19 protein-coding genes are annotated in these 19,923 nt (G+C 55.5%); 1 reads left to right on the top strand and 18 read right to left on the bottom strand.

From position 1 onward, the window contains the following. Positions 1-67 precede the first annotated feature (67 nt). The gene (locus D3F01_RS00680) at positions 68-898 is read left to right on the top strand and encodes an N-acetylmuramoyl-L-alanine amidase (protein WP_242885520.1); all 831 of its coding nucleotides are present in this window, start codon (positions 68-70) and stop codon (positions 896-898) included. Between the two features lie 279 nt (positions 899-1,177). Here the strand turns inward: D3F01_RS00680 and D3F01_RS00675 are convergent, their stop codons facing one another. The 18 genes from D3F01_RS00675 to murB form a co-directional block, all read right to left on the bottom strand. Beyond that, positions 1,178-1,687 carry a GNAT family N-acetyltransferase gene (locus tag D3F01_RS00675; protein WP_242885519.1) on the bottom strand — a complete coding sequence of 170 codons (510 nt, stop codon included), beginning with the start codon at positions 1,685-1,687 and terminating at the stop codon, positions 1,178-1,180. Further along, positions 1,684-2,889 carry a tyrosine-type recombinase/integrase gene (locus tag D3F01_RS00670; RefSeq protein WP_117504103.1) on the bottom strand — a complete coding sequence of 402 codons (1,206 nt, stop codon included), beginning with the start codon at positions 2,887-2,889 and terminating at the stop codon, positions 1,684-1,686. The genes D3F01_RS00675 and D3F01_RS00670 overlap by 4 nt, the downstream gene beginning before the upstream one ends. An 18-nt stretch (positions 2,890-2,907) precedes the next feature. Then, the gene (gene radA / locus D3F01_RS00665; protein ID WP_117476182.1) at positions 2,908-4,320 is read right to left on the bottom strand and encodes a DNA repair protein RadA; all 1,413 of its coding nucleotides are present in this window, start codon (positions 4,318-4,320) and stop codon (positions 2,908-2,910) included. Between the two features lie 97 nt (positions 4,321-4,417). Further along, on the bottom strand, positions 4,418-5,026 hold the full coding sequence (locus D3F01_RS00660) for a SpoIIIAH-like family protein (RefSeq protein ID WP_005934277.1): 609 nt from the start codon (positions 5,024-5,026) through the stop codon (positions 4,418-4,420). Between the two features lie 30 nt (positions 5,027-5,056). Then, complete coding sequence (locus tag D3F01_RS00655; RefSeq protein ID WP_242885517.1) at positions 5,057-5,566, bottom strand: stage III sporulation protein AG; 510 nt, start codon at positions 5,564-5,566, stop codon at positions 5,057-5,059. Continuing rightward, on the bottom strand, positions 5,563-5,856 hold the full coding sequence (locus D3F01_RS00650; RefSeq protein WP_156073832.1) for a hypothetical protein: 294 nt from the start codon (positions 5,854-5,856) through the stop codon (positions 5,563-5,565). Before D3F01_RS00650 ends, D3F01_RS00655 begins: the two co-directional genes overlap by 4 nt. Continuing rightward, positions 5,856-6,941, bottom strand: a complete 1,086-nt coding sequence (locus D3F01_RS00645; RefSeq protein WP_117476179.1) for a stage III sporulation protein AE — start codon at positions 6,939-6,941, stop codon at positions 5,856-5,858. Before D3F01_RS00645 ends, D3F01_RS00650 begins: the two co-directional genes overlap by 1 nt. After that, positions 6,938-7,309 carry a SpoIIIAC/SpoIIIAD family protein gene (locus D3F01_RS00640; protein ID WP_242885516.1) on the bottom strand — a complete coding sequence of 124 codons (372 nt, stop codon included), beginning with the start codon at positions 7,307-7,309 and terminating at the stop codon, positions 6,938-6,940. The genes D3F01_RS00645 and D3F01_RS00640 overlap by 4 nt, the downstream gene beginning before the upstream one ends. Positions 7,310-7,317: 8 nt before the next feature. After that, positions 7,318-7,512 (bottom strand): stage III sporulation protein AC, encoded by a 195-nt coding sequence (spoIIIAC, locus tag D3F01_RS00635; RefSeq protein ID WP_005934292.1) that lies wholly within the window; start codon positions 7,510-7,512, stop codon positions 7,318-7,320. 25 nt (positions 7,513-7,537) lie between these two features. Next, a complete protein-coding gene (locus D3F01_RS00630; protein WP_242885515.1) occupies positions 7,538-7,996 on the bottom strand; it encodes a hypothetical protein in 459 nt (152 codons plus the stop codon). After that, positions 7,993-8,883, bottom strand: coding sequence for an ATPase, T2SS/T4P/T4SS family (locus D3F01_RS00625; RefSeq protein WP_242885513.1), 891 nt, complete (start codon positions 8,881-8,883; stop codon positions 7,993-7,995). The genes D3F01_RS00630 and D3F01_RS00625 overlap by 4 nt, the downstream gene beginning before the upstream one ends. A 126-nt stretch (positions 8,884-9,009) precedes the next feature. Then, positions 9,010-11,007: an NAD-dependent DNA ligase LigA gene (gene ligA, locus D3F01_RS00620; protein WP_242885511.1), complete on the bottom strand. Its 1,998-nt coding sequence runs from the start codon at positions 11,005-11,007 to the stop codon at positions 9,010-9,012. 126 nt (positions 11,008-11,133) lie between these two features. Then, positions 11,134-12,087, bottom strand: a complete 954-nt coding sequence (locus D3F01_RS00615) for a 2-dehydropantoate 2-reductase (RefSeq protein WP_242885509.1) — start codon at positions 12,085-12,087, stop codon at positions 11,134-11,136. A 289-nt stretch (positions 12,088-12,376) separates the two neighbouring features. Then, positions 12,377-13,351: a 6-phosphofructokinase gene (gene pfkA / locus D3F01_RS00605; protein ID WP_097771144.1), complete on the bottom strand. Its 975-nt coding sequence runs from the start codon at positions 13,349-13,351 to the stop codon at positions 12,377-12,379. 238 nt (positions 13,352-13,589) lie between these two features. Next, complete coding sequence (locus D3F01_RS00600) at positions 13,590-17,105, bottom strand: DNA polymerase III subunit alpha (RefSeq protein ID WP_242885507.1); 3,516 nt, start codon at positions 17,103-17,105, stop codon at positions 13,590-13,592. Beyond that, entirely contained in the window at positions 17,102-18,046 is a 945-nt protein-coding gene (whiA, locus tag D3F01_RS00595; protein ID WP_242885505.1) for a DNA-binding protein WhiA, read from the bottom strand. Before whiA ends, D3F01_RS00600 begins: the two co-directional genes overlap by 4 nt. Positions 18,047-18,082: 36 nt before the next feature. Then, positions 18,083-18,946: an RNase adapter RapZ gene (gene rapZ, locus D3F01_RS00590; protein WP_097771147.1), complete on the bottom strand. Its 864-nt coding sequence runs from the start codon at positions 18,944-18,946 to the stop codon at positions 18,083-18,085. A 13-nt stretch (positions 18,947-18,959) separates the two neighbouring features. Then, positions 18,960-19,898, bottom strand: a complete 939-nt coding sequence (gene murB / locus D3F01_RS00585; RefSeq protein ID WP_242885504.1) for a UDP-N-acetylmuramate dehydrogenase — start codon at positions 19,896-19,898, stop codon at positions 18,960-18,962. Positions 19,899-19,923: the final 25 nt, after the last annotated feature.

The raw sequence follows: 19,923 nt of genomic DNA, 5'->3' as shown, positions 1-19,923 counted from the left end.
CGGCAGCGCCCGTCCGGAAGATCATTCTTTGGGCGGGCGTTTCTTATAAAACGGCAGGGAAATCATCATGGCAAAACATTCGGTACAGCGCAAAAGAAAGAAAAAGAGCAATGGCTTTTCCTTTGGCAGCGCAGTGGTTCTGGTTCTCTGTTTTATTGGTGTCAGTTTTGGGCTGTATCTGTGGCAGGCGGCATTCTCCATTGGACAGCCATCACCGACCGTGGACGATGATGATTTTCGTCCGACCATTGGTGAGCCGCCGTACCGTATTGTGATCGATGCAGGACATGGCGGCTCAGATCCGGGGGCAAGGGGAGTGGTGCAGGAAAGCGAGATGACCGCTGCCACAGCGGAGGCTTTGAGCGCCTGGCTGGAGCGTGATCCCAATTATATCCCACTGACCACCCGGGAAAGTTACGACAGCACCGCAAAACCCGCTGAGCGCGCCGCTGCTGCCAATGCACAGGACCCGGATCTGTTGCTGTCCATCCATGGTAATTCAGCACCCGAAGGCTCCAGCGCAGCCGGGTTTGAATGTTATCCGGCTGTTCCGGGACGAGCATACCATCAGGAGAGCTATTATTTTGCAAAGCAGCTTGCCAAGGCTATGCAGGCGGCAGGGGCCAGCCTGCGGGGACGCGGGGGAATCCGATATATCTATTACCAAGGGGAAGTAAAACAGTTGGTGGAGAGCAGCCACAAGGAAGTGCGGGTAGAGCGCAGCTTTACGATTCTGGAAGATGTAAATTGTCCAGCTGTGCTGGCGGAGCAGTGTTTTGTGACCAGCGATGCCGATGTAGCCCAGTTCGGCAGTGAGGACGGATGCAAGCGGACTGCGCGTGCATATTATGAAGCGCTCTGCGCATACTTTGAAATCACACCATTGCCGGAAGAGTGATGGGTACATATTTTCTATAACAACAGTTGATCGGTCAGACTCTCTGAGATCTCAGAACCAGCAGCGGGAAGAGAGAGGAGGGGCTGATTTTTTGATTATTGTATTTTCGTATAATGCAGGTTATGCGAAACAAAGGGGAGTGGAAAAGCCCTCTTTTCTGGTTTTGGGCGTTTTTAAGGCCGCCTCGGCTCGATTTGAGCTCCGGAGGCCTGTTTTACAATAACTGTGTATTCTGCGTTTTTTACACACGTTTTTCCTGTTATTGATCTGTTTGATCTGTTACAGCATCCGGTTCATCACAACGACCGTATAGTCCTGCGTGTGATTTCTCAATCCGGTATCTGTGAACTGATTCTTTTTCCAGAACGATTCACTTTGCTTGTTGCCATCCACGTAACCCAGCCGGATATACTCGTAACCCAGACTGTGCAGATACACACACAGCTCTGTGATGATCCTGCTTCCAATGCCATGTCCCTGTACAGAACGTTCCATCATAAAGAATCCGATGAAGCAGCTTCGTTCCGTTGGATAATGGTCAATAAAGTCCATCACAGCCACAAGCTGCTCGGCATCATCAAAAAATCCGAGATAATACTTATCCTGCGGTTCGTCCATTTTGCGCTGCGGCAAGGCACACATATCATCCCGAATGCTTTCCGCAGTTACAAATGGCGGACAATGTTCATAAAACTGTGTGTTTATCTCACAAAGTCTTAAAATCAACGGAATATCGCGTTCTATCAACATCCGCACATGATAGCTCTTAGAGAAGTTGATATAGTTCATACAGTTTCCTTATCAGCATCCCCATCTGCATCCCCGGTCATAGAAGAGATATCCACCCGGATGCCATCATTGGCAGCACCCTCAAAAGCTTCCATCGGGCTGGCAGCTTCTTCAACATCCATCGAATCGGCGTTATTTTCCCCTCTGTTCTCCCCTGCTGCCCGTTTTGTTGTATCCAAGCGTGCTTTTTCGGGTGTGACCGTACCCAGCGGGTTCTGCTCAATGGCGGCACGCACCTGAAATTCCTGCAGATGCGTATAAATTTGCGTTGTACCCACACTGCTGTGACCCAGCAGCTGCTTGAGGGTCAGAATATCCACATTGCCGGTCTGATACATCAGCGTTGCCGCAGTGTGACGCAGCTTATGGGTGGAAAAGCCCTTGAGCCCGGCCGCTTTCATGGCACCGGTGACGAGCTGCTCCACCCTGCGGTTGGAAATGCGCTCCTTCCGGCGGCGCGTCACAAACACAGCCTTTTCCTTTGGATTCAAGCCCTCCATCGTGTTGCGTTTGGCCAGGTAGAGCTGCAGGGCTTCGACACAGGCCTCATTCAGATAGACCATCCGTTCCTTGTGGCCCTTGCCAAAGAGCCTGATTTGACGCTGCTCCAGATCGATATCGCCCAGATCCATGCCCACCAACTCAGAAAGCCGCATTCCGCAGTTCAGGAACAGAACCACCATGCAGTAATCCCGCTCCGGAAAATCGCTCTGATATTGCGTGCTCTCCAGCAGATCCATGGACTGTTCCGCTGTCAGGTATTTGGGCAGGACCTTATCCTGCTTGGGCGGCTTGATGGAGGCGGTCGGGTTCTCTGTCAGCTTATTGACCTGATTGACCAGATAATCATAAAAGCCGTGCAGGCTGGCCAGCCGCCGGGCGGTCGAGGATTTCTTGTTGCCGCATTCGCGGTTCAGGAAATAGAGATATTCATAGATGTCCTCTTTACTCACACTGCCCCAGAAGGCTGTATCCAGACCCTTGGGGTCAATATCCTTGATCTCCGTATCTGCCGGAACCAGCCCGCGGCGGCGTTTCATAAAACGAGAAAAACCGCGCAGATCGCAGTAATAACTGAAGGCCGTGTTGGCGCTTTTGCCCGCGATCACCTCCAGGTACCGCACATATTCCACAATATCCGGCGAAGCATCATCAAACGGCGGATGCTTGCCCGGATTTTTTTCATCAAGATAGATTGACATAGTTTCTCCGTAAATTCGTTACAACCGGTCTGATTTCAATGCATGGATCGCATCCGAGATATAAGCCGCACCTATCAGCTTCATGCCCGGATAATCTGCCGGGTTCAGGTGGGCAAGGCTGTGTTTTGGCACCACAGCCCGCTCAAAGCCGATGCGCTCGGCTTCCCGCAGGCGTTGTTCAAGGTTGGGCACACTGCGCACCTCACCGCCCAGACCCACTTCTCCAATGGCAATGAGCTTATCGCTCACGGGACAGTCCAGCAGAGACGACACCATACACAGGCATACCGCCAGATCGCAGGCAGTATCCCGCAGGGCAATGCCGCCCACTATGTTGATATAGACATCCAGATTGCCAAAGAAATACCCTGCCCGCTTTTCCAGAACGGCAATGAGCAGATTCATGCGGTTATAATCATAGCCGCTGCAGGCACGGCGCGGTGCCGGGAAATTCGTTTTGGTGGCAAGGGCCTGGATCTCGCTTAGAATGGGGCGGCTGCCCTCCATCGTACAGGCGACGCAGTTGCCGGAAACCCCCAGCGGACGGCCTTCCAAAAGCATCTGGGAGGGGTTTTCGATCTCCTCCAGCCCCTGCCCTGTCATATCAAACATGCCCAGTTCATTGGTGGAGCCATAGCGGTTCTTGGCGGCCCGCAGAATGCGATAAGGCAGCATCTTGTCGCCCTCAAAGTAGAGCACAGTATCCACGATGTGCTCCATGACCTTGGGGCCTGCAATGGCCCCGTCTTTGTTGACATGGCCCACAATGAACATGGGAATCTCCTGCTTTTTGGCTACCGCCAGCAGACGGGCGGCGCTCTCCTTGACCTGACTGACCGTACCGGCCGAGGAAGAAAGATCCATACAGCGCATCGTCTGGATAGAGTCGATGACTACAAGCTCCGGCTTTTCCTTTTCGATCAGGCCGCAGATCTCGTCCACATCGTTCTCTGCAGCAAGATAGATGTTCTCCTGCGGCACTTTCAACCGTGCAGCACGCAGTTTGACCTGACGGACAGATTCCTCACCCGTGATATACAGAACAGAATGCTGGTTGGAGATGGCACCGCAGAGCTGCAAAAGCATCGTAGATTTGCCAACACCCGGTTCTCCGCTGAGCAAAACCACGCCGCCCAGCACGATGCCGCCGCCCAGCACCCGGTCAAGCTCCGATATGCCGGTCAGGATGCGGCTTTTCTCTTCCGTAGTGCTGATATCGGCCAACCGCCGGGCCGTCAGCGAGGTGACACCCTCCTGCCGGGCAGGTGCTGCCGCTTTGCTGCCGGAAAGCCCTGCCTTGGGCGCTTCCGCAACAACATCCTCATTCATGGTATTCCAGCTTCCGCAACTGGGGCAGCGGCCCATCCAGCGCGGGCTGGTTTCGCCGCAGTTGGAGCAGACGTAAACAGTTTTGAGTTTTGGTTCCTTCATGGTGCACTCCCTGCAAAAACGCCGCTGGAAAAGCGGCGCTCAATTTCATTGTTCTGTTTTAGTTTACCACATTCTGTTGTCTGCCGCAACTGCTCCCTTACTTTACCTCAACAACGGTGATATTTTGGGCTGTCACACTGCTCTTGCTCAACACAATGTCACGGATCTGCGCTACCTGTGCGGCTGTCAAGGCATCGCCCGAGGTCATAACAGTCAGATCGGCCCGACCTGACTGCAGAAAGCAGAGACAATCCGCAAACCCCTTGGCCTTGACCAGTGTCTCGATCTCATTTTCCGCGTTGAGATCCGCAAGGTTTCCGGTCAGCTGGCTGGTGTACTCCTTCTTTTCTTCCGTGGAGAGAGAAGCGGATTTCAGCGCTTTCTGAATGCTGTCCATGGCTTCATCGTGGGCTTTGGTCCGCTTGAGTCGCGCTTCCTCAAAGAACTTGGAGCCGCTGTTGTTTGCAACGCTCACAAGCTGAGCTTCGCCATAATTCTTGTTGGCACTGGAAACCGCTTCGGCTTCAGTCATTAGTTCATCTGTGACAGGAACGGTCTCCTGACTGACGGCAGAAACGTTGACTGCATCCTCTTCCAGCGTCACACCGGTGCGGGCATACTGCCAGTTCAGGTAAACGGCAATGACCAGTGCTGCTGCCAGGGTAATGGCTGTTGCTTTGCGGGTATTCTTCGAGATGGCTCTCATAGCTGTTTCCTCCTTATATTACATGGTGCGTTATCCTTTGCGCTGTTCTACACAAATTCGATTGGCCGAAAGATCCAGCAGTGCCCGGACAAGCTCTGTGATGCGGGCGGCGACCCGGACATCTCCCCCACCATCACAGACAACAGCCACACCGCAGACGGCAGGCAGATAGGTCGTCTCTTCCAGGGCGGAGCCATCCTCCAGCAGAACATGGGTCTCCTGGTTCTGCATCTGGCCGGACTGCGTATCCACAGCATAGATCGTTTCTTCCCCACTTTCCAGTGTCACCATCACAACGGTTTTTCCTGCCCCATCGAGCTGTTCGATCAGCTCTTTCAACTGCGTTTCCAATTGCTCCCGGTAGACAGTTTCTGAAACAGCAGCAGAACTGCCCGCACTTGCTGCGGGTTTTGCGGGGGTCGAGAATAATTCTGAGAATAAGATCAGCAGCATTGCCGCCACACCCAGAATGATCGCGAGCTGGGTGCGGTTTTGCTTCTGGAGCAAACCGGCAAAGAGGCTCTGTTCCCTGCTCTTCATCCGGAAAGGTCCCCCTCCTTTGCTTCCTGTCCGCTGCTGCGGGCATCCAGTTCAGCCCGAATGGCATCTTCCAGCGTGCCCATGGATGTGGGCGAAAGATCCGGCACAGAAAAGGACTGAACTTCTGTCCGGAGCTGAGGGATGACCTGTAAAAGCACCACTAAAATATATAGTCCAGCTACGGCTTTTATGCACCGCCGGGCCCAGCTGTTTCCTGTGAGCCGGGCCAGCAGCTCTGCGCAGATACAGGCGGTACAAAAGACCACGGCTGCGCTTTTCAATGTCTGCATCAAACGCCTCCCAGCATAAAAAGAAGTGCGGTTCCTGTTACGGCCAACCCGAAAAAGAGTGCGATACAGGCCATCATACACCGAACAGCAGAAGCAAAGCAGGTAAGCAGTGCCTGTCCACGGCTGTTTCCAGTCAGACTGCACAGCGTCCCGCAGAGAACGATACATCCCAGATGTGCAAGCATCCCGAGATACAGTGGCAGAAACTCAGCCAATAAAATCAGGATAGCGGCCATTCCAAGGCCGCTTTTGAGCAATTGGATGCCTGCCAGAACAGCCTCGGAAGCATCGCTCAAACTCTGCCCCACAATGGGAATGGTGCCGGTGAGAAACTGTCCTGTGCGAAGCGCCGTTCGGTCGAGCTGTGCGGTAGAGATGCGCTGGAATCCCAGCAGTGCAGCCAGCAGCTTTCCAGTAAGGGAAAGTCCCTTTTGCAGCAGTGTCCCTGCCGCTTTGCACAGGTTCCCCAGGCAGCTCTGTTCCGTGATACAGCAAGCCATGCTCAATGCAAGGTAGCATTCCAGAATGGGCGGTACAAAGGCCGTCAGGGCCTGTGCCAGCAGACAAAGCAATGTCAGAAAAAAGCCGCTTGCGGCGGCCCCGGCACTTGTCTCACCGCCCATGATCAGAACACCGGCATAGACAGGAAGAAAACCGGAGAGAAAGCGGTTCCAGCTTTCAATCTGCGCGCACAGCTGCCGGGCAATTTCAAGCAATGGTTCCCACAGAAGGATCCCGCACCCACCGGCGCAGACAAGATCACACCAGCTGTGATCACCTTCCTCCCCAAGAAACAGACTGACTATGGCAGACAGGAGCAGAAACAACAGCAGTGCGGCATAACCGCGGATGCTTTCCCGCAGTGTCTGGAACAGAGACGAAGTGCAAAAACTTTGCAGAACGCTCCACGGGTCTTCTGCTACCTGCAAAGCATCCACAGGGCTTTGGTCAAGATAAGGCTGCCAGAGCTCTGCTCCCGGCAGCTGTGTGTGCAAACCGGCACTCTCTGCCGCAATAGCTGTCGGGGCGCACAGGCAGAGGCTTGTTCCCACCAGCAGAAAAGCCCACCACTTCCAGTTCTTCATCTTGCAATGCTCCCAATCGTCTGCAGGATCTCTTCCAGCAAGGGCCACGCCGCCGCCAGTACAAGACACCGACCTGCCAGCCCAACACACCACCCTAAAGATTCTGCCCCGGCTTCCTCACACAGGGTGCGGGTATAATCTGTCAGCAGAACGATAGCCGCACTCCGTACAAGGCAGGAAAAAGCCCCGCTGTCAGCTTGTCCAGCCAGGCGTGCTATGCCGGAAATTACTGTCCGGATGCTTGTCCCGGCCCGCACCAGCAGCACCAGCGCTGCCCCAAGGGAGAGCAGAAGTGCATAGGCGGGGGCCTGCTTTTCCAGAACTGCATAGAGCAGTGCCGCGAGCAGCGCAATGCCGAATACAGCCACGGCTGCACTCATAGTGCAAACAGCGACTTGATGGTAACGAACAGCACACTGATCTGTTTGACCAGGATGGACAGCACGACCACCAGACCGGCCAATGTCGTCATCATTGCCTGATCCTCCCGCCCGGAGCGGATCAGCAGTTGGTTCAGCACGGCAACAATGATGCCAATGGCCGCAATTTTGAAGATAAGGTCAATCTCCATCCGCGTCCTCTCCTTTTGGGCTGATTCATCCCAGCAGAATGGCAGCTGCAAGCCCGGCGGCCAGGCCCAGCTTGTGCGAAAGCATCGACTGCGTCCGGGCCACAGCTTCACTTTCCTGCAAGGCTGCCTGAAACTGTGCCTGATACAATTCAAGCCGTCTGCACTCCTGCTCCGCTTCCAACCGCCCCAGGCCTGAAAAACATTCTGAGAAGCGGGTGCGTTCTTCTAAGGTCAGGGAGGGAAAGGGCTCCAGCGTTTGTAACGAAACCGTTTCTGGTGGAAGCTGCCCATCCTGTATCAACTTCCGGCAGAGAAGATTCAGGTCACTGCGGCGGAAGCTGATTTCCTGATGCAGCGTTTCCAGCAAATCCAGTGTTTTGTGCAGGGCTTCCAGATGCGCCTGCGCCTGCTGATGAAAGCTGTCGCCTGCACACCAGCCGCAGACGACAAAACAGCAGACACTCAACCAGCGCAGAGAGCTCATAGAAATCGCACCTCCCCGATGCATCCGGGTGCTTGTCTGCCGGTCAGCCAGACGAGCACCCGCACCGCGCCGCGCTCCATCAGACATTTTACCTGTGGGCGCATGGTCGCCTCTTCGGGTGTGGCAGCATGAAGGGTGGCAACAAAATCCACCCCGCTGAACAGGCCCTGCTCCAGCGCTGTGACCTCATCCAGACCTCCCAGCTCATCCAGCAGGATCACCTGTGGCGAAAGGCTGCGCAATGCCATCTGCACTGCTTGTCCCTTGGGGAGCCCGGCAAGAACATCCAGCGCCTCGCCGTGTATATTCCCGGCAAAGAGCTCCCGCCGTTCATCAATGACCGAAAGGATCTTCTGCTGCCGGACGAGCTCCCGGGCAATACTGCGCAGCAATGTGGTCTTGCCGCTGCCCGGCTCTCCAACAAGAAGCATCCCGATGAAATGCCCTTGCAGCGCGGTGGTCAGTTCCGGGGGAAGCGGAACGGTCTTTTCCCGGGCAATGCGCAGGTTGACAGAGGTGAGCTCCTGCAGAACCGTGCCCTGTTCCGGGTTTTGCAAAAAACGCCCGCCAAGCCCTGCCCGACATCCATTTTCCAGTGTGACATAGCCCTGTGCGATCTCTGTCTGATGGGTATGGACTGAGCCGCCGCAGAGGGTGAACAGGATCTCTTCCATCTGCAGCGGGGTCAGCTGCATCGTTTGCAGTGCGTTCAGTTCAGGTGCCAGCTGTGTCGGTGTGCAGCTGCACCCCTGCACCGTAAACTGTGGAGCACAGCCCAGCCGGAGCCGCAGCTCATGTACAGTCTCTGCGTCTTCTGATGGGAGCTGCCCCAGCGGCCTTGCCAGCCATTGGGGCAAAGCCTGCACCACCTGATAATACTCGTCCATCTTCTGTTCTCCTTCCGTGTCCTTTGACATCAGTTTATGCACCGGCCCGGAGGTTAGAACCCGCAGGGCGCAGAAAAGCCCGCACAGCATCCAAACTGTACGGGCTTTTTAGAACAGGTTTTCTGATTATTGCTGGGAGTTATCCTCTGCGATCATAGCAAGGAACTCTGCCTCGGTCAGCACAGGCACACCCAGTGCCTGTGCCTTGGTCAGCTTGGAACCTGCGGCGGCACCAGCCACCACATAAGCTGTTTTTTTGGAAACAGAACCGCTGGCTTTGCCGCCATTCTTTACGATGAGCGCCTCAGCTTCACTGCGGGAGAGTGTTTCCAGTGTTCCGGTCACGACCAGCGTTTTCCCGGTGAGCTTATCGCCCTTGGGCTCCCCCTTCCACTGCATGTTCACACCGGCATCGGCCAGACGGTGCACCAGATCCGTGGTGCCGTCTTTGGCAAAGAATTCAGTCACGCTCTGGGCCATCACGCCGCCAAAGCCATCAATCTCGCCGATCTGCTCCTCGGTTGCTTCCCGGATGGCCTGCAGAGAGCCAAAATGCTCTGCCAGCAATGCGGCGGCTTTATCGCCGATATTGCGGATTCCAAACGCAAACACCAGCTTATCCAGATTGTTCTGCTTGGAAGCTTCGATCGCCAGCAGCAGATTGTTTGCGCTCTTTTCCTTGAACTTTTCCAGTGTGAGCAGCTGCTCTATTGTCAAGTCATAGAGATCTGCCGCAGAGTGTACCAGCCCTTTATCCACCAGCTGCGTGGCGACCATAGTACCCAGACCGTCGATGTCCATGGCATCCCGGGATGCAAAGTGGATGATATTGCGGAGTGCCTGTGCAGGGCATTCCGGGTTGACACAGCGCAATGCGGCTTCATCTTCCAGGTGCACTGCCGGGGCACCGCAGGAGGGGCAGAATTCCGGCATTTGGTAAGGCTGAGCATCCGGTTCATGGCGGGTCACACCGATGACCTCCGGAATGATATCACCCGCTTTGCGCACCTGAATGGTATCTCCGATACACAGACCCAGTTGACGGATAAAATCTTCATTGTGAAGGGTGGCACGGGAAACCGTGGTACCTGCCAGAAACACCGGGTCAAAGCAGGCAGTGGGAGTCAGAACGCCGGTGCGTCCCACGCCGACTTCAATACTGCGCAATGTGGTCTCCTTGACCTCGGGCGGATACTTGAACGCAATGGCCCAGCGCGGGAATTTGTTGGTGGAGCCCAGCAGTTCCCGCTGTGCAAAGTTGTTCACCTTGATCACAGCACCGTCCATATCAAAATCCAGTGCTGCACGGTTCTGGCCGATCTGCTCGATCTCTGCAATGGCATCCTCGATATCGTGCACGATATGATAACGCGGAGAGACTGGCAGGCCCAGACTCTTGAGGTAGTCTAGGCTTTCGGCATGGCTGGTCAGCTCCCTGCCCCGCACCTGCTGGACGTTGAATACGAAGATGGACAACCCACGGCTGCCGGTGATCTTAGAATCCTTCTGACGCAGAGACCCTGCGGCAGCATTGCGCGGATTTTTGAACGGTGCCGCACCCTGTAATTCCTGTTCCGCACAGAGGTGCTGGAAGGCATCGTGCGGCATGTAGACCTCGCCGCGCACTTCCAGATATTCCGGGGCATTTTTCAAAGTCTTTGGAATACGCTTGATGGCCTTGACATTGGCTGTCACATCTTCACCCACCACGCCGTCACCGCGGGTGGAAGCACGCACTAGCACACCGTTTTCATATTCCAGGCTGCAGGAAAGGCCGTCGATCTTGATCTCGACGACATATTCCGGCTCGATTCCGGCTTCCCGCACCCGGCGGTCAAAATCACGCAGTTCGTCATAGGAAAACGCATCCAGCAGGCTTTCCATCTTCACAGCATGTGTCACCTTGGCAAAGCGCCCGCTGGGGGTGCCGCCCACTTTCTGGGTCGGGGAATTCGCAGTGACCAGCTGCGGAAATTCTGCCTCCAGTGCTTTCAGCTCCCGGGTCAAAGCGTCATATTCAAAATCCTCCAGCTCCGGGGCATCCTGATCATAGTATAAACGGTTGTTCCTTTCAATGATCACGCGCAGTTCTTCTGCGCGTTTGCGTGCCTGTTCCAGTTCCACGTTCGTTTACTCTCCTTTTCCCAATACCAATACGGTAATTATACCATATTTCAAAAGCAAAATACAGCCAAAAGTGCTTCCGGTAACTCGGGAGTGGACGTGCCGAATCCTAATAAGACAGTCGCTTTATTTTGCCCAGGTGGGTTCCTCCGTGCCATCATAATCGAACAGGCCGTCATTTTTCTCTTCCATGGCCTTGATCATGTGGTAGGTGTATTCGTTATACGGCGTGGGAATCCCAAGCTCCTTTCCCATCCGCATCAGCGCTCCCGAGAACATATCGATCTCTGTATGCCGTCCGGCATCCAGATCCTGCAGAGTAGAATAACGGGCCGTGGCAGGAACAGCGCATCCGTGGCTGACGGCATCTGCAATGCGCAGATCAATGCCCCGTGCAATTGCAATGGCTTCCAGTTCCCGGCGCAGGCCATCGCTGATGGCTTTCATGTGGACGCTGTCCCGGTAACAGCCCACACCGGCCCCCAGAATCGCCTGCGGCAGATTATTGCAGACGTTCAGCCGGAACTTGCTCCACATCTCTTCCTGAATGTGCTCCGTAACCCGGAAGTTAACCCCGGAATCCGTGAACAGTTCCCGCACTGCCTTGACACGTTCGCTCTCAAACGGTGCAAATCGCTCGCCATAGATCACACCCAATGTTGCATCCGGGTCAAAATGGTAACCATCCGCTTCCTTGTGAGATGTAACCTTAATGAAGGAATACAGCAGATGCTCTGCACCTACCTGTGCGGCGATCAGCTCTTCGCTGTCCACACCGTTCATCAGACTCATCACAACGGTATTGCTGCCAACAGCGGTCTTGATGCTTTCCAGAGCTCCGGGCAGTGAGCCATATTTCAGTGCAACGACCAACAGGTCTACACCCTGTGCTTCCTGCGGGGTCCAGACCTCCGGGTGGTAAACTGCTCCATTGATGGCGCAGCCGCTTTCCTTCAGCCGCTGGGCACGGTCGCCTTCCGCGATCACACCCAGACGGATATTATCCTTTTTAGAAAGCCCCCAGATGATGTAAGAGCCCACCGCTCCAGCGCCCAAAATAGCAACAGATTGTATTTTCATGTTACGTTCCCTCTCTTTGATTTGTCCGAATCTATTGTAGCACGAATTCGATTTGCTGGGAAGAGAAATGAAAATGCGAAGCCACTTTTGCACATAGATTTTACAGCAATTTGATTGCAGCGGATGCTGATGTGCCGCGAGGCAGCGGATATGCTGGGCGCAACCTTCAAATTGACCGCAAACGGTGCCAAAGTGCTGTAAAGCGGGACACAAAAGCCCCCGGAGAACGTTTCACGGCTCTCCGGGGGCTGATTTTACGCGTTATAAAGCATAGATACGTCTGTTATTCTCAGATAGAAATGGTGTTGCACACGTCAATAAGTACGGGGTCAAGCGTCTTAGTCATCTCAAGCGCCTCATCCACGGGGTAATCCACAAGGTGCTCACCCTTCATACCGACGATGCGGTTATACTTACCCTGCTCCAGCAGGCAGACAGCGTGATAGCCCATTGCGGAAGCGTTCACGCGGTCACGCAGAGTGGGAGAGCCACCGCGCTGGACATGGCCCAGAATGGTGGCGCGGGTATCGATGCCGGTACGGGCTTGGATCTCGTTGGCGATCTCCTGAGAGTGACCAATGCCCTCGGCAACAATGACAATGAAGTGGCGCTTACCGGTGCGCTGCGTCTCGGTGATCTTATCCAGAATATCGTGCTGCATATCGAATTCCTTTTCGGGCAGCAGCACAGCCATGGCACCGGAGGCAATGGCAACGTTCAGAGCGATGTAACCCGCATTGCGGCCCATGACCTCGACCACGCTGCAGCGGTCATGGCTCTGGGTGGTATCGCGCAGCTTGTCGATCATTTCCAGGGCGGTGTTCATTGCAGTATCGTAGCCGATGGTATAATCGGTGCAGGCGATATCATTATCGATGGTGCCGGGCAGACCGATCATCGGAATGCCGCGGTGTGCCAGCTCACGGGCACCGCGGTAGGAGCCGTCGCCGCCGATGACCACCAGCGCGTCAATGCCCAGCTCACGGCACTTTGCAGCGCCCTTGTCCTGACCCTCCTTGGTCTTGAACTCCAGGCAGCGGGCCGTATACAGGATGGTGCCACCGGCAGAGATGATATTGGAAACGCTGCGCAGGTTCATTTCAAAGCACTCGCCATCCAGCAGGCCATTGTAGCCACGCTGAATGCCGATCATACGGAAGCCCTTGTGCAGGCCTGCACGGACAACGGCGCGAACTGCAGCATTCATACCCGGAGCGTCGCCGCCGCTGGTCAGCACACCAATCGTTTTGATTTGCTTTTCCATGGAAAGATTCCCTCCAATTGTTTCGTCATTTACCTATGGAGCACTAACCCTCTCTCTTTGGGCACCAGCTCCATCGCCTTGCTCAGATCATAACTTGCCTTTAGACATTATAACACAGTTCCCGCTTGAATCCAATACCTTTTTGGCACTTCGTTAAAAGTTTATTAAAATTCACAGGCGTACGTCTTGGTGTTGTTTTTGGCACATGTGCACCTGGTTTGAATCGTTCCTGCGCATGTCATTTTGTTGCAATATTCTTTTCACCCACGATGCGCTGCAGTTCCTCAAAGAAAAGCGGATGACCTGACGTATACAGCCTGCGGGGAGCCGCCAGCTTCTGTTTTGTGTCCTCCAGATAGAAGATCACCGGCATATCACCGTCAAAAATCTCCAGCAAATTGACCACCTTGGCGTACTCCGGGCTGGTGCGGGAGGGCAGCCGGACGTAGAGCCGCCGGGCTGCATCCCGCATCTGATTGGGGCGGTTGGCCTGCGGCCTGACGGGGTTATAGCCCTCAATGGGCGAAATACTCTCGGCGACCAGGCGGGCAGGTTCATCCTCCCGGATAGACAGGCGGCCCTCAATGACCACGACCGCGTTATCGTGCAGCACGTCCCGGAATGTTTCCAGTGTACGCGGGAACACGATGACCTCCATGGTGCCGGTCAGATCCTCTACGCTGGTATAGGCCATCATGCTGTTGGTCTTGGTCGTCACCATTTTGCTCTTGACAATGGTGCAGACGATGCGGACATGGCTGTTGTCCGGCACATTGGCATCCTCGCCGGTCAGAGCTTTGATGGTGTGGGTGGCAAACTGAGCTGACTGCTCCCGGTAGGCATCCAGCGGATGTCCGGAAAGGTACAGGCCGCTGACCTCTTTCTCCTGTTGGAGCAGCTCGGCATGGGTATACTCAGGGCAGGGCTTGATCTCATAGCTGTCGGTGGCAGACGTATTGTCCGTGCCGCTCATCATCGAGAAGAGGTCGATCTGACCATCCAGATTCTTCCGGCTGTCACTCTCGATGCTCTTGAGCACGCCCTCAGTTGCTTCGACCAGACTGCGGCGGTTGGAGCCGAGATTATCAAAGGCACCGGCCTTGATGAGGCTTTCCACAGTGCGGCGGTTCAGCTCGGTGCCATGCATCCGCTTGCAGAAATCATACAGGCTGGTATAAGGCTTTTCCTGCCGCTCCTCTACGGAGCGTTCAATCAGCCGGGTGCCGACATTTTTCACAGCATTCAGGCCAAAACGGATCCGGCCGCTGTCCTCTGCAGTAAAGCCGCTGCCCGAGATATTGATATCCGGCGGCAGGACCTTGATCCCCAGCCGGGCGCATTCGCCGGAATACTCGATGACCTTGCCGGTGTTGTCCAGCACACTGGTCAGCAGAGCAGCCATAAACTCACTGGGGTAATGGCACTTGAGGTAGGCTGTCTGGAATGCCACATAGGCATAGCAGGCGGCATGGCTCTTGTTGAAGGCGTAGGATGCAAAGCTGGACATCTCATCGTAAATTTCGTTTGCAACCTTTTCCGAGATGCCGTTTGCCACACAGCCCGGGCACTCGTTGCCGGGGTCTGTGCAGCCGTGGACAAAATGTTCCCGCTCCGCCTCCATCACAGCGTGTTTCTTCTTGCTCATGGCACGGCGGACATTATCTGCCTGCCCGAATGAAAAGCCTGCCAGCTCCCGGAAGATCTGCATGACCTGTTCCTGATAGACGATGCAGCCATTGGTCACATCCAGAATATGGGCCAGCTGCGGGGTCTTATAGCTGATTTTGTCCGGTTCATGGCGGTTGCGCAGGTAGGTCGGGATGGAATCCATCGGGCCGGGGCGGTACAGGCTGATCAGAGCGATGACATCTTCCAAATTCTGCGGCTGCAGGCCCACCAGCACCTGCTTCATACCCGAAGATTCAAGCTGGAACACGCCTTCGGTCTCACCCCGGGAGAGCATTTTGTAGGTTTCGGGATCGTCATAATCCAACTTGGCGATGGAGAAATCCGGTTCTTTTTTCTGAATGGCCAGCTCCGCATCCCGGATGACCGTCAGGGTGCGCAGACCGAGGAAGTCCATCTTCAGCAGGCCCAGCTCCTCGATCTCCGTCATGTTGAACTGGGTCACAGGCAGGCCATCGTTGGTGGCAAGGGGCAGATAGTAATCCGTTGGTTCCGGGGTAATCACAACACCGGCTGCATGGGTAGAAGCGTGGCGGGGCATTCCCTCCACCTTCATGGCAGTGTCGAGCAGTTCCGTCACCTTCGGGTCCGTTTCATACATCCGCCTGAGCTCCGGTGAGACCTCCAACGCATGTTTGATGGTCATTTTGAGCTCCGCCGGGACCTGCTTTGCCACTACATCCACTTCCTGATACGGCATTCCCATCACACGGCCCACATCGCGAATCGCATTGCGGGCAGCCATGGTACCAAAGGTAACGATCTGAGCTACATGATCAGCGCCATACTTGCGGTTGACGTAGTCGATCACTTCCTGGCGGCGCTCGTAGCAGAAGTCCACGTCGAAATCGGGCATACTGACACGTTCCGGGTTCAGGAAGCGCTCAAAGATCAGGTTATAGCGGATGGGGTCAATGTCAGTGATGCCCACGCTGTATGCTGCGATACTGCCCGCACCGGAGCCACGGCCCGGGCCCACCGGGATCCCCTGGCTCTTGGCATAGTTGACGTAATCCCAGACGATGAGGTAATAGTTGGTATAGCCCATCGTCTTGATGACACTGATCTCGTAGTTCAGGCGGTCTCTGTTGGCCTGCGGCACATCGGAACCGTAGCGGCGCTCCAGACCCTCCCAGCAGAGCTTTTCAAAGAACGCCTGGTTGTCCATGCCGCCGGGGGCCTTATAATACGGAATTTTGGTGTTACCAAACTCAAAATCAAAATTGCACTGGTCGGCAATGATCTGTGTGTTGGCACAGGCATCCGGCACCATGGCAAACAGATCGTACATCTCATCCGTTGTTTTAACGTAGAATTCGTCGGTCTGGAATTCCATACGGTCGGCATCCTGCATGGTTTTTCCGGTTTGGATGCAGAGCAGGATCGCCTGCATCTTGGCATCCTCCTTGCGCAGGTAGTGGGAATCGTTGGTGGCTGCCATGGGGATGCCGGTCTCCCGTGCCAGCTTGATGAGCTGGGGCAGCACAATGTTATCCTCTTCCAGCCCGTGATCCTGCAATTCAATGTAGTAATTGCCCTCACCAAAGAGGTCGCGATACCACAGGGCAGAAGCCTTAGCGCGCTCGTAATCGCCGGACAGGATCGCCTGCGGAATCTCACCCGCCAGGCAGGCAGAGAGACAGATGAGGCCTTCGTGGTATTGCTCCAGCAGCTGCTTATCCACACGCGGCTTGGAGTAGAAGCCCTCGATAAAGGCGGCAGAAACCAGCTTGGCAAGGTTTTTATAGCCCGTCTCGTTCTTGCACAGCAGGATCAGATGATTGTTGCCATCGATCTTGTTCACCTTATCAAAGCGGGTGCGGGTGGCCACATAGACCTCACAGCCGATGATTGGCTTGATGCCCGCCTTTTTGGCCGCCTTGTAGAACTGCACACAGCCGTACATCACACCGTGGTCGGTGCAGGCAATGGCGGTCTGGCCGCACTCCTTCACCCGATCCATCAGCTGGTCAATGCGGCAGGCACCGTCCAGCAGGCTGTATTCTGTATGGATATGGAGGTGGACGAAGTCTCTTCCCTGCTTGTTGCCCTCACTGGGTTCGATCATTTCGTTTCCTCCTTTTCCGCGTTTTCTTCCAATCGTCTGCGCAGATCCTCTGCCAGCGCTTCCAGCTTCTTCAGCCGGTGCGAAAGCCCCGATTTGCTCACGGGCGGGTCAAAGCAGCCACACAGAGCTGTCAGGGACAAGTCCGGATTTTCCATTCGAATGGCCGCAGCCTGCTGTAAAACCTCGGGCAGTGTTTCCAGCGCACCCTGCTCCTGCAAAAAACGGATTGCACGGGTGGTCTGGGCATTGGCCCGGGCCGTTTTGCCCAGATTTGCGGTATCACAATTGGTCTGACGGTTGATCTGGTTGCGCAGCTGCTTGACTGCCTTTTGGGCATTCATCCGGGCCGAAGCTTCTGCTGCTCCCATAAACGCAAGGATGCGCTCCACGCTGGCGCTGCTTTTGACGTAAATCAGGTTTACGCCGTTGCGGCGGGTACGGTGGGGCGCAAATTCATGCTCAGCAAGCAGGGCCTCAAAATCCTTTGCAAGGTTGGTGCGTCCGGTCAGAAATTCCAGATTATACTCCTTCTGTGGGTCCGTCACAGTGCCGCCGCACAGGAACGCCGTGCTGATATAGGCACTCACGCAGGTCTGGCACCGGATGAGCCCCGGGTCGATCTGCAAGCTCGTCTCGCTGCCCGTGGTGCTGAACAGCTCGTGCATCCGGCGCACCTGCTCCGGTTCCCGGATGCCAAACTCATACACCACACCGCTGGGGCGGGGCTTTTCCAGCACCGTACCCTGCACGCCGCAGCGGGCAAACAGCTGTTCGGCCACACGGGCGGTCAGCTCCTGCTCAGTCTGCAGCACAAGGCCCCGTGCATCAAAATATTTGGCAAAGCAGGCGATGCCATAGGCTGCCGCCCGCACACAGCAATCCTTTTGCAGCTGCAAACTGCGCTGTGCGATTTCTTCCCGTGCCTGGGATGCAAAACTCATGTCACTCTCATTTCTGTTCTCACGGGCTCTGCCGGGTCAGCGCGCCGCATCACGGTGCTGAATGCCGGTCTGATAGCCCAGTTGTTTGCAATATTCTGCGATTTTCCGCGCAAAGGTGATTGAGCGGTGCTTGCCGCCCGTGCAGCCCACTGCAATGGTCAGCTGGCTTTTTCCCTCCTTGACATAGAGGGGCAGAGCATACTCCAGAAAACCTTCATACCGGCGCAGCAGTTCCTTTGCCTCCGGGTGGCCCATGACAAAATCTACCACTTCCTCATCCAGCCCCGTTTTATGTTTGAGCTCCGGGATATAGAAAGGGTTGGGCAGGCAGCGGACATCCAGCACCAGGTTCGCATCCTCCGGGATGCCGAACTTGAAGCCGAAGGACATCACGGTGAGCCGCATTGCTGCCTTTGCCCCGCCATCTGGCGCAAACAAATTACAAATGCGCTCCTTATTCTGGGCCGTGGAGAGAAACTCCGTGTTGATGGTGTAGTCTGCCCGTTCCCGGAAGGGCTGCAGGATCTGCCGTTCCTTTGCCAGTGCTTCCCGGGTGGAGATTCCCTCGGCAATGCTGATGGGATGGCGGCGGCGGGTCTCACTGTAACGGCGCATCAGCACATCATCCGGGGCATCGATGAATAAGATCTCGTACTCGATGCCCTGCTCATCCAGCTGGTGCAGTGCCTGTTCGATCTGCTCGCTGGTGTGGCAGCCACGCACATCCATAGAGAGCGCCACCCGCTTGAGCTGGTTATCGCCCGCCTTGGAGAACGCCGTGATGCTGGGCAGAAGCTCTGCCGGAACATTGTCGATACAAAAAAAGCCGATATCCTCCAGTGCGTTCATCGCAACCGATTTTCCCGCACCGGAAAGCCCGCTGACGATCAGAAGATCCATACCATTTTCCCTCTTATGCCTTGACCACTCGAATTTCCTTTTCCAGGTCGTACCCGGTCTTTTCCTTTACGACTGCCCGCACCTCATCGCACAAGGCCAGCACATCAGCGCAGGTCGCGCCGCCCAGATTCACCACAAAGCCGCAGTGCTTCTCGCTGACCGCAGCCCCGCCGTGGCGATAGCCCCGCAGGCCGCACTGGTCGATGAGGGCAGCCGCAAACGCTCCCACCGGCCGCTTGAAGGTGCTGCCGGCGCTGGGCTTATCCAGCGGCTGCTTGTCGATGCGCTTCTGCATCAGCTCATCCATCCGGGCCTTGATGACTGCCGAATCTCCACGCTTCAGGTGGAACTTTGCGCTCAGGATGCAGCCGCCGTTTTCCTCAAAGATGCTGTGCCGGTAGGAGAGGTTGAGGTTTGCGGCATCTTCTGTCACGATCTCGCCTTCTCTGGTCAGATACGTCACAGAGACCAGCACGTCTTTCATCTCTCCGCCGTAGGCACCGGCATTCATATAAACTGCACCGCCCACTGTGCCGGGGATGCCATAAGCAAATTCCAGGCCGGTAAGGCTGCTGTCCAGCGCCGCCTTACACAGAGCAGAAAGCTTCAAGCCCGCACCTGCGATGACTGCATCGTAGACTGCCCCCGGCTCTGCACCCGGATGGCTGACGTTTTCCAGAAAACCAATTCCCATTTTCAGAGCCGTGGTATCCACGACCACGCCCCGGTAGCCCCCATCCTCAAACAGGATGTTGCTGCCGTTGCCCAGCAGGTAATATTTCACATCGCACGCTTTGCACAGTGCGATCACACGGCAGAGCTGTTCCTCCGTCTCCGGCTGGACAAAAACATCCGCCGGGCCGCCGATTTTAAAGGTGCAGTGGGCAGCAAGGGATTCGTTTTCGACAAAGCGGATCTTCTCCGCCTGCAGCTGTTGTTTCAATCGTTCCATAAAACAGGATTCCTTTATCTGTAAT

This window comes from Faecalibacterium sp. BCRC 81149, assembly GCF_022750605.1.
GTDB lineage: Bacteria > Bacillota > Clostridia > Oscillospirales > Ruminococcaceae > Faecalibacterium > Faecalibacterium duncaniae.
Note: the sequence above shows the minus strand (reverse complement) of the source record. Positions and strands in the feature narration are given on the sequence as shown.